Source organism: Bradyrhizobium sp. CCBAU 51627 (assembly GCF_028128765.1).
GTDB lineage: Bacteria > Pseudomonadota > Alphaproteobacteria > Rhizobiales > Xanthobacteraceae > Bradyrhizobium.
In genome coordinates, this window is sequence record NZ_LBJG01000093.1 from 93,169 (window position 1) to 107,142 (window position 13,974).

The 13,974-nt window shown below is 64.8% G+C and carries 9 protein-coding genes and 1 pseudogene; 3 read left to right on the forward strand and 7 right to left on the reverse strand.

The window, feature by feature from the left end:
* Positions 1–85 precede the first annotated feature (85 nt).
* Positions 86–1,309, forward strand: a complete 1,224-nt coding sequence (locus XH88_RS37955) for a GGDEF domain-containing protein (RefSeq protein WP_271673266.1) — start codon at positions 86–88, stop codon at positions 1,307–1,309.
* A 44-nt stretch (positions 1,310–1,353) separates the two neighbouring features.
* Here XH88_RS37955 and mfd read toward each other — a convergent pair whose 3' ends face one another.
* Together mfd and XH88_RS37965 are read right to left on the reverse strand one after the other, a co-directional pair.
* Positions 1,354–4,872: a transcription-repair coupling factor gene (gene mfd / locus XH88_RS37960; protein WP_271673267.1), complete on the reverse strand. Its 3,519-nt coding sequence runs from the start codon at positions 4,870–4,872 to the stop codon at positions 1,354–1,356.
* A complete protein-coding gene (locus XH88_RS37965; protein ID WP_271673268.1) occupies positions 4,869–5,159 on the reverse strand; it encodes an FAD assembly factor SdhE in 291 nt (96 codons plus the stop codon). The genes mfd and XH88_RS37965 overlap by 4 nt, the downstream gene beginning before the upstream one ends.
* Before the next feature lie 193 nt (positions 5,160–5,352).
* Here XH88_RS37965 and recG point away from each other — a divergent pair, with 193 nt between their 5' ends.
* Positions 5,353–7,461 (forward strand): ATP-dependent DNA helicase RecG, encoded by a 2,109-nt coding sequence (gene recG / locus XH88_RS37970; protein ID WP_271673269.1) that lies wholly within the window; start codon positions 5,353–5,355, stop codon positions 7,459–7,461.
* On the opposite strand, the pseudogene panE reads toward recG, so the two are convergent.
* The 4 genes and pseudogenes from panE to glmS form a co-directional block, all read right to left on the reverse strand.
* Positions 7,458–8,386 (reverse strand): annotated as a pseudogene (panE, locus tag XH88_RS37975) (2-dehydropantoate 2-reductase). The gene recG and the pseudogene panE sit on opposite strands and share 4 nt — an antisense overlap.
* A gap of 81 nt (positions 8,387–8,467) precedes the next feature.
* Entirely contained in the window at positions 8,468–9,325 is an 858-nt protein-coding gene (locus XH88_RS37980; RefSeq protein WP_271673271.1) for an NAD(P)-dependent oxidoreductase, read from the reverse strand.
* A gap of 107 nt (positions 9,326–9,432) precedes the next feature.
* Entirely contained in the window at positions 9,433–10,203 is a 771-nt protein-coding gene (locus XH88_RS37985; RefSeq protein ID WP_271673272.1) for a DUF502 domain-containing protein, read from the reverse strand.
* An 89-nt stretch (positions 10,204–10,292) separates the two neighbouring features.
* Positions 10,293–12,119 carry a glutamine--fructose-6-phosphate transaminase (isomerizing) gene (gene glmS, locus XH88_RS37990; protein WP_271673273.1) on the reverse strand — a complete coding sequence of 609 codons (1,827 nt, stop codon included), beginning with the start codon at positions 12,117–12,119 and terminating at the stop codon, positions 10,293–10,295.
* Between the two features lie 221 nt (positions 12,120–12,340).
* On the opposite strand from glmS, the gene XH88_RS37995 reads away from it, so the two are divergent.
* On the forward strand, positions 12,341–12,559 hold the full coding sequence (locus XH88_RS37995) for a hypothetical protein (protein WP_128966322.1): 219 nt from the start codon (positions 12,341–12,343) through the stop codon (positions 12,557–12,559).
* Positions 12,560–12,576: 17 nt separating this feature from the next.
* Here XH88_RS37995 and glmU read toward each other — a convergent pair whose 3' ends face one another.
* Entirely contained in the window at positions 12,577–13,932 is a 1,356-nt protein-coding gene (glmU, locus tag XH88_RS38000) for a bifunctional UDP-N-acetylglucosamine diphosphorylase/glucosamine-1-phosphate N-acetyltransferase GlmU (protein WP_271673274.1), read from the reverse strand.
* Positions 13,933–13,974 lie beyond the last annotated feature (42 nt).

Here is a 13,974-nt window from a genome sequence, read left to right on the forward strand (position 1 = left end):
GCGCAGTTTTGCAGGGAACATTGACGCTGCATTAAGGCGGCCGGATTAGATTGCGCAATATCGATTGCGTGATCAGAGTTTCCTGATGTCCCAGGCGGGCCCGATCCTTTTTGTTTCAAATACCGAGCGTCCCGCCTTCATTGCAGCGCTGGACGAGGCCCGTCTGTTTCCGGTCGTCGACAGCGACTGGGCGAGCGCTGTGCGCGCCGTCGAGCAGGTGCAGCCGGCCGCCGTCCTCGCCGCCATGTCCGGCGGGCACGAGCCGCACATCGCTTTGCTCGCAAGGAAGATCGCCGACCAGCGGCTTTATCTGCCGCTGGTCGCGCTGGATGCGCGAGCGTCGCTGCCTCACAACGCCCTGCCCTTCGCCACGCATGGCAACGCTGCCGAACGCCTGGTCGCACGCCTGCGCGCAGCGATCCGCGTCCGCACCCTGCATGCCACGGTGCTGCGCCGCCTACCGGAAACGAAGGTCACGCTGCCGGACACCGATCCGGTGCGTGATGCCATCGTGCTCTTGATCGGCCGCGGCGCCGCCTACCCCGCGCTGTCCGTTGCGCTTGGCGAGCGGACCGGCGTGGTCGGCGCGCTCTCGATCGAGGCTGCTGCAAAGCATCTCAACACCCGCGAGATCGACGGCGTCGTGCTCTCCGACGGTTTCACCCCGCGCGTGACCGATGCCTTCCTCACGGTGCTGGCGGAGGACACGCGCTTTCGCAACCTGCCCGTGGTCGTCACCGCACATCAACTCACCCAGAGCTACGATCTGCCCAATCTCGAGCTGATCGCGGGCGAGCCGGCCAAGGTCGCAGCCAACGCACTGCCGCTCATTCGCCAGCACGCGACGGAAGCGCAATTGAGCCGCACGCTGCGCTCGATCGACGCCGGCGGCTGGCTCGATCCGCGCAGCGGTCTGCTCACGGTCGAAGCCTTCGCCCGCGATTTCGCCAAGGCGGTCGAAGAGACGCTCACCCGCGGCGGCGGCCTGTCGGTGGCGCGGTTCGCCTTCGATCCCGGCAATCCTCGCGCCCAGCTCGATGCCGCTCGTATTTTGAGCCGCCTGATGCGGCAGATGGATTTTGGCGCCGCGCAGAAAGACGGCTCGGTCATCGTGGTGTTCGCCGAGACTGACTTCCGCACCGCGCACATGATCGCCCGCCGCCTGTCGGCGGTAATGAAGCATACCTCCAACGGCAAGCACGAGATGCGCAGCGATCCCGTCGTTAGCGTGGATTCGCTGTCGCCGTCGGATACGGCGAGGTCGCTGCTGGCCCGCCTGTCGGCGGACGCGTCACGGGCGGCGTCGTAGTTAGTCTCGCGCGCGATCGCAGCGACGCGGAGAGAGTGTAGCCCCTACGCCGCCTTCTTGCTCTTTGCGAGCTGGGCCAGCTGCCGCATGATCTCCGTCGTACCGGCGAGCCGCTCCTCCGGCGTCTCCCAGTCCTGCAGGAACACCACCTTCATGTCTGGCCGCACCTTGGCGGCCTGGCCGTGGCTCTTGATGAACGACACCAGGCGATCGGGATAGGCAAAGGAATTGTCGCGGAAGGTGATAACGGCGCCCTTCGGACCGGCATCGATCTTCTCGACATTGGCCTGACGGCAGAACGCCTTGATCGCGGCGACCTTGAAGAGGTAGCGCACTTCGTCCGGCAAGACGCCGAAGCGGTCGCGCATCTCGGCACCGAAGTTCTCGATCTCGTCCTCGCTGTCGAGATCGGCCAGACGCCGGTAAAGCGACAACCGCACCGAGAGATCGCCGACATAATCCTCCGGAATGAGCACGGGCATGCCGATGGTGATGGTCGGCGACCAGCGGTCGGCGGCGGGCTCGGCAACGCCGGCCTTGAGGTTGACGATCGCCTCCTCCAGCATCGATTGGTACAGCTCGAAGCCGACCTCCTTGATGTGGCCGGACTGCTCCTCGCCGAGCAGATTGCCGGCGCCTCTGATATCGAGGTCGTGCGAGGCAAGCTGGAAGCCCGCGCCCAGCGTCTCCAGCGATTGCAGCACGGTGAGGCGGCGCTCGGCCTGCGCGGTGATCTTCTGCTGCGCCGGCAGCGTGAACAGCGCATAGGCGCGCAGCTTGGATCGACCCACGCGGCCACGCAGCTGGTAGAGTTGCGCGAGGCCGAACATGTCGGCCCGGTGCACGATCAGCGTGTTGGCGTTCGGAATGTCGAGACCGGATTCCACGATCGTGGTCGACAGCAGGATGTCGAACTTGCCGTCGTAGAACGCGGTCATGATGTCCTCGATCACGGCGGGCGGCATCTGGCCGTGCGCGACCGCGACCTTCATCTCCGGCACGTTCTTGTCGAGGAAGTCCTTGACCTCGGCGAGGTCGTCGATGCGCGGCACCACGTAGAACGCCTGGCCGCCGCGATAACGCTCGCGCAGCAGCGCTTCGCGGATCATCAAGGGATCGTGCGGAGCGACGAAGGTGCGAACCGCAAGACGGTCCACCGGGGGCGAGGCAATGATCGAGAGCTCGCGGACGCCGGTCAGCGCCAGCTGCAACGTGCGCGGGATTGGCGTTGCCGACAGCGTCAGCACGTGCACCTCGGAACGCAGCGCCTTCAGCCGCTCCTTGTGGGTGACCCCGAAATGCTGCTCCTCGTCGACGATGACGAGGCCGAGGTCGCGGAACTTGATGGCCTTGCCGAGCAGCGCATGGGTGCCGACGACGATATCGACGGAACCGTCGGCGATGCCTTTCTTGACCTGGTTGAGCTCCTTGGTGGCGATCAGGCGCGAGGCCTGCGCCACATTCACCGGAAAGCCCTTGAAGCGCTCGGTGAAAGTCTTGGCGTGCTGGCGCGCGAGCAGCGTGGTCGGCACCACGACCGCGACCTGCTTGCCTTCGAGCGCGACGGCAAAGGCGGCGCGCAGCGCAACCTCGGTCTTGCCGAAGCCGACGTCGCCGCAGATCAGCCGGTCCATGGGACGGCCGAGCTCGAGGTCTTTCAGGGTGGATTCGATCGCTCCTAACTGGTCCTCGGTCTCGTCATAGGGGAAGCGCGCACAGAACTCGTCGTAGAGGCCCTGCTGCACCGGCAGCTTGGGGGCCTCGTGCAAATGACGTGCGGCTGCGATCTTGATCAGCTCGCCTGCGATCTCGCGGATGCGGTTCTTGAGTTTGGCCTTGCGGGTCTGCCAGCCGGAGCCGCCGAGCCGATCGAGCTCGACCGTGGTCTGATCCGAGCCATAGCGTGACAACAGCTCGATGTTCTCGACCGGAAGGAAGAGCTTCGTCTCGGCGGCATAATGCAGCTCGAGACAGTCATGCGGCGCGCCAGCGACGTCGAGGGTCTGCAGGCCGATGAAGCGGCCGATACCGTGGTCGACGTGGACGACAATGTCCCCCGCTGTGAGGCTCGTCACCTCCGAGATGAAATTGTCGAGTTTGCGGCTGGCCTTGCGCGGACGCACCAGGCGGTCGCCCAGAATGTCCTGCTCGCTGATGACAGCGATCTCGTCGGTCTCGAAACCGCTCTCCAGGCCAAGCACGGCGAGCATGGTCTCGTTGCGTGGCGTCGCCTGCACCGTACGCCAGGTGTTGACGCCGGTGGTATGAGCCAGCTTGTGGTCGCGCAGCATCGAGGTCATGCGGTCGCGCGAGCCTTCGCTCCAGAGCGCGATCACGACCTTCTTGCGCTGGGCCTGCAAGGCCACGACGTGGTTGACCACGGACTCGAACACGTTGACCGTGGTGTCGTTACGTTCAGGCGCAAAATCGCGGCCTTTGCGCGCGCCGGCATCGACAACGCTGGTGCCGTCAGTCGGCACGGAGAACGCCGTCAGCCGCGCCAGCGGGATGTCGCCAAGGCGCTTGCTCCACTCGTCCTCGGTCAGATAGAGCCTGTCAGGCGGTAGCGGCTTGTAGATGGCGCCGCTGCCCGGATGCTCCATCGCCTCGCGGCGGGCCTCGTAATAGTCCTGAATCTGCTTGAACCGCTCGCGGACGGCGTCCTCGGCCTGCGGCTCGATCGCGACGGCAGCCCCTTGCAGATAGTCGAACAGCGTGTCCATCCTGTCCTGGAACAACGGCAGCCAGTGCTCCATGCCGGGATGGCGGCGGCCTTCGCTGACGGCCTCGTAGAGCGCATCGTCGCGCTCGGGCGCGCCGAACTCGGCGACATAGCCCATGCGGAAGCGGCGGATGGTATCGGTGACGAGCTGGAATTCCGAGATCGGTACCAGATCGAGCGAGCGCATGTCGAGCAGCGTGCGCTGGGTCTCGGCATCGAAGGAACGGATCGATTCCAGGCTGTCGCCGAAGAAGTCGAACCGGACGGGTTGCTCGAGGCCGGCCGGAAACAGATCGAGGATGCCGCCGCGCACGGCATATTCGCCGGGCTCGCGCACGGTCGAGGAACGGTTGTAGCCGTTGTGCTCGAGCCAGGCGACGATGGTGTCCATCGGCACGACATTGCCGGGCGCGACGGAAAGTGCCTGTGCCGCCACGAGCTCGCGCGCGGGCACGCGCTGCACCACCGCGTTCACCGTCGTCAGAACGATCAGCGGCTTGTCGCTGCCGGTGAGCGCCGCCAGCCGAGCCAGCGTCGTCAGACGTTGCGCCAGAATGCCGCCATGCGGCGAGACGCGGTCATAGGGCTGGCAGTCCCAGGCGGGAAAGGTCAGGAGCGGCAGATCGGGTGCGAAGAACTGCAACGCGCGTTCGACCTGCTGCATCCGCGCGCCGTCGCGGCAGACCACGGCAAGGCTGACGGCCGGCTTCTTCGGCCGCGCCGCGATGGCCCGTGCCAGATCGGAGATGACGAGGCCTTCAGCACCTTCCGCGACATTGGCGAGCGTCAGCGCGCGGCCGGGCGTGAGCAGCTCGGCCGGAGATTTCATGCCTTGCTTCATACGTCGTTGTCCGCGATCGGAAACGCCTTGATGCGGACAAGCAGCGCGCCCGCGACATCGGCTGGCAGCACCTTGTCACCAGTGATGGCGGCATAGAGATCGGGATCGTTGACCTCGAGCAGGGTCTCGAGCTCGGTCAATTCAGCCTCGGACAGGTTGCCGATCTCGGCATCCGCGAAGCGGCCGAGGATCAAATCCATCTCGCGCGTGCCGCGGTGCCAGCAGCGGAACAGAAGCCGCTTGCGGCGGTCGTCCAACCCGTCGCTCGATCGTGTCGTTCCCGTCATGTCTCAAATCCAGTCAAACGCGAAAAGCCCGGACGTGCCGGGCCGGGGTGATATAGCCATTGGGACCCGCCGTGTCAGCCCTTTGTTATTGCAATTGTTTGGAGACCGTCATTGCTGGGCTTGACCCGGCAATCCATCGTCCTTGAAAAGATGGATGCGCGGGTCAGGCCCGTGCATGACGAATGTTGCGAGAATGCGCCCCAGCCTCCTCAATCCCCTGTTTGCTCCCGTGACCAGCCTGCCCGGCGTCGGTCCGAAGCAGGACAAGCTGCTGCAATATCTGCTCGGCCGCAGCGAGACGCCGCGGCTGGTGGACCTGCTGCTGCATCTGCCGAGCCAGGTGATCGACCGCCGGGCGCGGCCGAAGATCCGCGACGCGGTGCAGGGAACCATGGTGACGCTGGAGGTCACCGTCGATCGTCACCGTCCGCCTCCGCCGCGCAATTCCCGCGCGCCATATCTGGTCTATGCCAGCGACGACACCGGCGACGTCGTCCTGACATTCTTCCGCGCCAAGCCCGGCTATGTCGAAAAGCTGCTGCCGACAGGCGAGAAGCGTTTCGTGTCCGGTACGCTCCAGATGTATGACGGCATTCCGCAAATCGTCCATCCCGACCGCGTGCTGGACGAGGAGGCGATCTCAAAACTCTCAGGGATCGATCCGGTCTATCCATTGACCGAGGGGCTGGCGCTCGGCTCGCTCCGCCGTGCGATCGCGCAGGCGCTGCTCAAGCTGCCTGCGCTGCCCGAATGGATCAGTCCGGAGGTGCTGCGCCGCTGCGATTTTCCGCCCGTTACCGAAGCGCTCAACCGCGTGCACCAGCCGGTCGAGCTGATGGACATCCTGCCCGACCGGCGCTTCTGGTCCCGCTTGGCCTTCGACGAATTGCTCGCAGGCCAACTCGCGCTCGCGCTGATCCGGGCACAGCTGCGTCGTCCGGCCGGCGTGCGCAATGCCGGTGACGGCCATCTGCGCAGCAGGATCATCGACGCGCTGCCCTACGCTCTCACGCCATCGCAGCGCAGCGCCGTGGCTGCGATTGCCGAGGACCTGCAACAGCCCGTGCGCATGCTGCGCCTGCTCCAGGGTGATGTCGGCTCCGGTAAGACCGTGGTGGCGCTGCTGGCGGCCGCGGCCGTGGCCGAAGTCGGCAAGCAGGCGGCGCTGATGGCCCCGACCGAGATCCTGGCGCGCCAGCACATCAAGACCATCGCCCCCCTCTCCGAGCGCGCCGGCATGCGGGTTGCGATCCTCACCGGCCGGGAAAAGGGCAAGGAGCGGCGCGAGCTGCTCGCGCAACTCGAAGCCGGCGAGATCAACCTGCTTGTCGGCACCCACGCTCTGATCCAGGACGATGTCATCTTCAAAGCCCTCGCGCTCGCCATCGTCGACGAGCAGCACCGTTTTGGCGTGCGTGAGCGGTTGGCGCTGACGTCGAAAGGCGAAGCCGTGGATGTGCTGGTGCTCAGCGCCACGCCGATCCCGCGCACGCTGGTGCTGACCTACTTTGGCGACATGGACGTCTCCGAGCTGCGCGAAAAGCCGGCCGGCCGCCAGCCGATCGACACCCGCGCCGTTGCCATGAGCCGGCTCGGCGAAGTCATGGACGGTGTCGGCCGGGCGCTGGAATCCGGCAAGCTGGTGTACTGGATCTGCCCGCTGGTCGAGGAGTCCGAGGCCGAGGGCACTGAGCATCTCACCAACGCGACCAAACGTTTTGAAAGTCTGCAGAAGCGGTTCGGCGGCCGCGTCGGCCTCGTCCACGGGCAAATGAAGGGCGCGGAGAAGGACCGCGTCATGGGCCAGTTCGCTGCCCATGAGATCGGCCTACTGGTCGCGACCACCGTGGTCGAGGTCGGCGTCGATGTGCCGGCCGCGACCATCATGGTGATCGAGAACGCCGAGCGCTTCGGTCTCGCCCAACTGCACCAGCTCCGCGGCCGGATCGGGCGCGGCTCGGAGGCCTCGACCTGCATCCTGCTCTACAGCGAACCGCTCGGCGAGATGTCGAAGGCACGGCTGAAGGTGATCCGCGAGACCACCGACGGCTTTCGCATCGCCGAGGAGGATCTCAAGCTCCGCGGCGAAGGCGACGTGCTAGGGGTGCGTCAGAGCGGCCTGCCCGGCTACCGCATCGCGCGGTCTGAGGTGCATGGGCAACTGATCACGCAAGCCCGTGATGAGGCCCTGCGCATCATGAAGGAGGATCCGAAGCTGAAGGGCGAGCGCGGCGAGGCGCTGCGCTGCCTGCTGTATCTCTATGAGCGGGACGAGGCGATCCCGTTGATCGGAGCTGGCTAGCTCGCTGCCCTCCGGCGTCCGACTTCATAGGCCGCGACATGGGCGCGAGCCAGATCCAGCAACGGCGTGTCAATGTTGAGCGCGCGAGCCCGGTTGGCCATATCGCCGAGGATATGCTCCGCCTCGGTGATCGAGCCGCGCTCTATGTCACGCAGCATCGAGGCCTTGAGTGGCGAGTCCAGCGTAGTGAACAGTTTTCGGTCGAACTCGATGAATGGGGCGCGTGGCTCGAAACCTGACGCCGTTGCGACGGCGCAGCATTCCGCAAACAGGCGGAAGATGGATTGCTCGCCGTTCGGCACGGACAGGATGTCTCCGATGCTCGCGCGCATCAGGCAGGTAATGCCCGCGAGCGTCGAGAGCTGGACGAATTTCTCCCACATGTCCTGCATGATCGCTTCGCTGGCGCGCACATCGATACCGGGGACGTTGAGCAGTGTCTCAAGCGCGAGCACACGCTCGCTCAACGAGCCCGAAACCTCGCCGAAGACAATCGTCTGATTGGCCATGAATTGGATCACACGGCCATCTCCGTCGAGCCCCGCACTGACGTTCGCGAGGCCGCCCAGAATGCGCGCACCGCCGAACTTCGCGGTCAGAGCGTCGATATGCTTCAATCCGTTGAGGATCGGCAGCACCATGGTGTTGGTGCCGACGGCGGGAGCAAATTGGCTCATGGCGTCATCGAGCGAGTATGCCTTCACGCCGACGAGCACGACGTCGTACGGCTCCTTGAGATCGCCGGCCTGGATGATCTTCGGCTGCACAGCAAAGTCGCCATGTGGGCTTACGATCTGCAATCCGTCACGGCGCAATTGCGCCGCCCGCTTTGCCCGCACCAGGAAGGTCACGTCGCCACCGCCCGCACTACACAGGCGCCGTAATATCCTCCAAGCGCACCCGCGCCGATCACCAGCATTCTCATTCGACCACCCCGTCTTACGTCAGCGATAGTCAGCCATCGCCATATGGCAAGGCAAGGAGACCGATCGCAAATGCCCGATCGTCAGGCTTTTTTCTTTCCGGTACCGGCGGCGAACGCCTTCAGCAGCGACGCATCAACCGCCTCACCCTTGGCGTCACCAGCCAGATGCTCGAACCATTTGGCAAAGCCCTCGTAAATCTGGCTCGCCGGATGATCGGGGCCGAGGAAGCCCGATATCTCCTGCATCTCCGCGACCCAACGATAGGCTTTCGGAAGCATATCCGGCAGCGCGATTTCAAGCCGCGCCAGGATGGCAGGCTGGCTGAGCGCGAGCTCGTCGCGCAGAGCGTCAGCCGCCCCCGCTCTGGTCGCCGCAACCACCATAGCAGAGCCGATTCCGGCGAGACCCTTGACGATGCCGGCGTAGGACATTTTCAGCGCGGACGCCGCGCCGACCGGGCCGTCGACGACCCGGACGTCGAGACCGAAAGCTTTCAACGCCGTAACGTCCCTGGCGTGCTCGCCCGACATGTAGAAGGCCGGGCTCGTGCCGCCGGGCTGCGGCGGAAAACCGATGATGCCGCCATCGACGAACGGCGCCTGAGCCGAACCGATGATCTCCGCGATCCGCTTCACGGTGTCGACATTGACGGCATTGCAATCGACAACGACCGGCTTCTTCGCGCGCTTGACGATCAGAGCGGCCAGCCGCTCGGCCAGCGCCACAGCCTCGCCCGGCGGCACGATCGAGAGAATGATGTCGGCATCCGCGATCGCATCGTCCTCGGCGCCGACCATGCCCGCGTCCGCCGCCCGCTTCAACGTCGCCTCGCTGCGCCCCTTCAACGACGTCAAGACACGCGCGCCGTTCTCGCTGAGGCGGCGGGCCACCGCGCTGCCCATGGCGCCGGGGGCGAGGATCGCAATGGTTTTGGACATCGGGACACTCCAGTTCGAATTCCGAGCGCTGCACTCGGTTCAACCTGGACAATAGCAGAGGACAGGATCCCCTGGACGACCTGCGGTCATCCCGCCGCGGAATGGCCCTACTCTGCCTTCGCAGGCTCGGGCCGGAGCGCGGAGGCGTTGGCAATGCGCGCGGCGTTGGCCATTCCCGCGAGCGCAGCCGCCTTCTTCGGGTCGGGCGCCGAGCCGGGCTGCACCACGCCGGCCGACATGATCAGCGTTGCGGCATCTTCGGCACTCAGATCGACCTCGATGATCTTGCTTCTGGGCACGTAGAAGAAGAAGCCGGTGGTCGGGTTCGGGGAGCACGGCAGAAACACCGAGACATGTTCCTCCTGCCCCGGCAGGCTGCTTGAGATCTCTTCGTTCGGCGATTGCGAGATCAGCACGATCGACCACATGCCGGGAGATGGAAACTCGACGAGGCCGACTTTGCGGAAGCTCGACCCCTTGCCCGAGAACAGTGTCTCGAACACCTGCTTCAGGCCGCGATAGATCGCGCGCACGGCCGGGATCCGGCCCAGGAAGGTCTCGCCGACATCGACCAGCGTGCGGCCGATCAGGTTGGCCGCGAGGAAGCCGACCAGCGTCAGCGTGAAGAATGCGACAATCAGTCCCCAGCCGGGAACGCCATAGGGCAGATAGGTTTCCGGCCGATAGGCCAGCGGGACGAATGGCCGCACCACGCCGTCCACCCAGGTGACGAACCACCAGACCAGATACAGCGTGATCGCGATCGGACCGGTGACGATCAGCCCGGTCAGGAAATAATTGCGAAAACGGCCCATCAGGCCGGTATGCGGTTCCGGGGCGGGATCAAGAGGCGCAGGCGCGTCGTCGCGGGCGGTCATTCGGGTTCCAGGTCGGTCGCTTCGTCCAAGCTAGGGTCTTCTAGCAGGTTTTGGAAGACCACGAAGCGGTCCGATCGGATCCCTCTTGCCTATTCCACGGTCACCGACTTGGCGAGATTGCGCGGCTGGTCGACGTCGGTGCCCATGACGACCGCCGTATGGTAGGCGAGCAGCTGCACAGGGACGGCGTAGACCATTGGCGTGAAGGCCGCAGCCATGTCGGGCATGATGATGGTTACGAGCGAGTCCACCGTCGCTTCCGCTGCACCTTTGGCGTCGGTCATCAGGATGATGTTGCCGCCGCGGGCCGCGACCTCCTGCATGTTCGAGACGGTCTTCTCGAAAACGCGGTCGTGCGGCGCAATCACGACGACAGGCATGGTCTCGTCGATCAGCGCGATCGGCCCGTGCTTGAGCTCGCCGGCGGCGTAGCCCTCGGCGTGGATGTAGGAAATCTCCTTGAGCTTCAGCGCGCCTTCGAGCGCGAGCGGGAAGCTGGTGCCGCGGCCGAGATAGAGCACGTCGCGGGATTTCGAGATTCTGTGCGCGAGCTTCTCGATCTGAGACTCGGTAGTGAGCGCATCCGACATCAAACGCGGAATCTCGACGAGGCCATGGACGAGCTTGATCTCGTCCTCTGCGGACAATTCGCCCCTCGCCTTGCCGGCCGCGATCGCAAGGTTCGCGAGCACCATGAGCTGGCAGGTGAACGCCTTGGTCGAGGCGACACCGATCTCGGGGCCGGCCAGCGTTTGCAGCACGGTCTCGCTCTCGCGCGCAATCGTCGAGGTCGGCACGTTGACGACGGCAATGGTATGCGCGCCTTCGGCCTTGGCGTAGCGCAGTGCAGCCAGCGTGTCGGCGGTCTCGCCGGATTGCGAGATGAAGATGGCGAGATCGCCTTTGCGCAGAGGTGCTTCGCGGTAACGGAATTCCGAGGCGACATCGACCTCGACCGGCAGGTGCGCAAAGCGCTCGAACCAGTATTTCGCAACGATGCCGGCGTAGCTCGCGGTACCGCAGGCCGTAATGCTGATGCGTTGGACATCCTTGAAGTCGAACGGCAGCTTGACCGGGAGCGAGACGCGCTCGGTCGCCATGTCGACATAGCGTGCCAGCGTATGGCCGACCACTTCCGGCTGCTCGTGGATCTCCTTCGCCATGAAGTGGCGGTAATTGGCCTTGTCGACCAGCGAGGTCGAGGCGGCGTGCTTGATCTTGTCGCGCTCGACGGCCTCTCCGTCCTTGTCGAAGATCGTTGCGCTCTTGTGAGTGAGCACAACCCAGTCGCCGTCTTCGAGATAGCTGATCGTGTCGGTGAACGGGCCGAGCGCGATCGCGTCCGAGCCGAGATACATCTCGCCGTCGCCGTAGCCGATCGCCAGCGGCGGGCCGTTGCGGGCGCCAATCAAGAGATCGCCGTCGCCAGCGAAGATGAAGCCGAGTGCGAAGGCGCCGCGCAAGCGCGCCAGCGTCTGCTTCACCGCTTCCACTGGCTTGTTGCCGCGCGAGAGCAGATCGTCGACGAGATGCAGTACGATCTCGGTATCGGTCTCGGTGTGGAACACCGTGCCCTTCTTCTCGAGCTCCTCGCGCAGTTCGCGGAAATTCTCGATGATGCCGTTATGGACCACGGCGACGCGCTCGGTCGCATGCGGATGGGCGTTGTTGACGGTCGGCTTGCCGTGCGTGGCCCAGCGGGTATGACCGATGCCGGTGGTGCCCTTCAGCGGTTCGGCTTCCAGCCGCTTCTCCAGATTCTTCAGCTTACCCTCGGCGCGGCGGCGCTCGAGATGCTTGCCTTCAAGCGTGGCGACGCCCGCGGAATCGTAGCCGCGATATTCGAGACGTTTGAGCGAATCCACCAATTGCTCTGCAACCGGCTCCCGCCCGAGAATGCCGACAATCCCGCACATGCGGATCACTATCCCCCAAATCGTCGAAAAATCGCCTAAACGACGTGCCCGGTTTTTAGCGAAGTTCCCAAGGAACCAGAAACTCAATAATTATAACGGATTGCGACAGCGTCTCATCACTGCAATCCCCGGCCTGCGTCGATGTGGCCGGTCTTTAACCGCGCAGGTTAACTCGTTGTCAATGAGTTTGGCCAACGATTCGCCCCCAGGAGATCAAGGCCATGAAAGCCACGTCCGACCGCAAAGGTCTGTCATCGCTGTATCTGCGCGCCAGCGAGACCGAGGGCACGCATTTGGCGCATTGGCCGCCGCCTCAGCGCGGCAAGGAAAACAAACCGGTCTTCATCAAGCATCCGGAAGGCGAACCAGTAAAGCGCGCCAAGCCGCGCGGCTGGCGCCTGACGCGCGCCATCTTCTCCGAATTCGCCGACGACGAATAAGGCTGCAGATCTCCGCGCTATTTCACCGGCTTCTTTCCTCCCGTCTTCATCTCGCGATAGCGCGCAGCGCCGCCTTCGCGGATGGTCTGCTGGTTGCGCTCGAGCGCCATCGCGTCATCGGGCACATCGCGCGTGATGACCGAGCCGGAGCCGATATAGGCGCCATTGCCGATTCTGACCGGGGCGACCAGCGAGGAGTTGGTGCCGACGAAGGCGCCCTGCCCGATCACCGTCTTGTGCTTCCTGAAACCGTCGTAGTTGCAAGTGATGGTGCCGGCGCCGATGTTGGAATTGGCGCCCACGGTGGCGTCACCGATATAGGAGAGATGATTGACCTTGACGCCGGCCTCCAGCGTCGCCGCCTTGGTCTCCACGAAATTGCCGATCCGCGCACCGTCGCCGAGCGAGGTGCCGGGCCGAAGCCGCGCATAGGGACCGATCGAGACGTTCTTGCCGAGCGTCGTCTGCACGATGTGCGAGAATGCGTGGATCACGGTGCCGTCGGCAATCGACACGCCTGGTCCGATCACCACGAATGGCTCGATGGTCACGTCCTTGCCGAATACGGTGTCGGCGGAGAGATAGACGGTCTCCGGCGCAATCAGCGTGACGCCGGCCTCCATCGCCGCCTTGCGCAGCCGCGCCTGCATCACGCCTTCAGCTTCCGCTAGCTGTGCCTTGGTGTTGATGCCGCGCACCTCGTCCTCGCTGGTCTCGATCACCACGGACTCCCATCCCTGTTCGCGGACGATGCCGACGGCGTCCGTCAGATAAAATTCGCCTTTGGAATTCGCATTGCCGATCTTGTCCAGGATCGCGAGCGCGCGGCGTCCGTCGATCGCCATCACGCCGGCATTGCATAGATTGATCTTGCGCTCGTCCGCGCTGGCATCTGCCTGCTCGCGGATCGCGACCAGACAGCCGCCCTCGACAATGAAGCGGCCATAGCCGGTCGGATCCGCTGCGCGGAAGCCGAGCGCGGCAATCGCAGCCCCCCTGGCGAGCGGCGCGCGCAGGCGCGCAAAGGTTTCGGCCGAAATCAACGGGGTGTCGCCGAACGCGATCAGGAGATCATCCACGCCGCGCGCGATCGCCTCGCGTGCCGCCAACACCGCATGCGCGGTGCCGAGCCTCTGGCTTTGCACAAAGGTGAGCGCATCGGGGCGGATGCGCTTCGCCTCCGCCGCGACGGCCTGGTGATCCGGACCGATCACGACGGCGAGCGCGGTTCCGGTTCCCTGCGGTGCGGCGCCGAGCACATGGGCAAGCAGGGTCTGGGAAGCTACCGGATGCAGCACCTTCGGCACGCTTGATCGCATGCGCGTGCCCTCGCCGGCGGCGAGAACGATCGTGAGGCTTGAGCGGGCGGTCATTGCAATCCTGTCAAATACGGCCGAATCGATCATCACACCGAC

Coding starts and splice junctions, on each gene's coding strand:
- XH88_RS37955 (WP_271673266.1), top strand. CDS start 86: ATGTCCCAGGCGGGCCCGATCCTTTTTGTTTCAAATACCGAGCGTCCC.
- mfd (WP_271673267.1), bottom strand. CDS start 4,872: ATGAAGCAAGGCATGAAATCTCCGGCCGAGCTGCTCACGCCCGGCCGC.
- XH88_RS37965 (WP_271673268.1), bottom strand. CDS start 5,159: ATGACGGGAACGACACGATCGAGCGACGGGTTGGACGACCGCCGCAAG.
- recG (WP_271673269.1), top strand. CDS start 5,353: ATGCGCCCCAGCCTCCTCAATCCCCTGTTTGCTCCCGTGACCAGCCTG.
- XH88_RS37980 (WP_271673271.1), bottom strand. CDS start 9,325: ATGTCCAAAACCATTGCGATCCTCGCCCCCGGCGCCATGGGCAGCGCG.
- XH88_RS37985 (WP_271673272.1), bottom strand. CDS start 10,203: ATGACCGCCCGCGACGACGCGCCTGCGCCTCTTGATCCCGCCCCGGAA.
- glmS (WP_271673273.1), bottom strand. CDS start 12,119: ATGTGCGGGATTGTCGGCATTCTCGGGCGGGAGCCGGTTGCAGAGCAA.
- XH88_RS37995 (WP_128966322.1), top strand. CDS start 12,341: ATGAAAGCCACGTCCGACCGCAAAGGTCTGTCATCGCTGTATCTGCGC.
- glmU (WP_271673274.1), bottom strand. CDS start 13,932: ATGACCGCCCGCTCAAGCCTCACGATCGTTCTCGCCGCCGGCGAGGGC.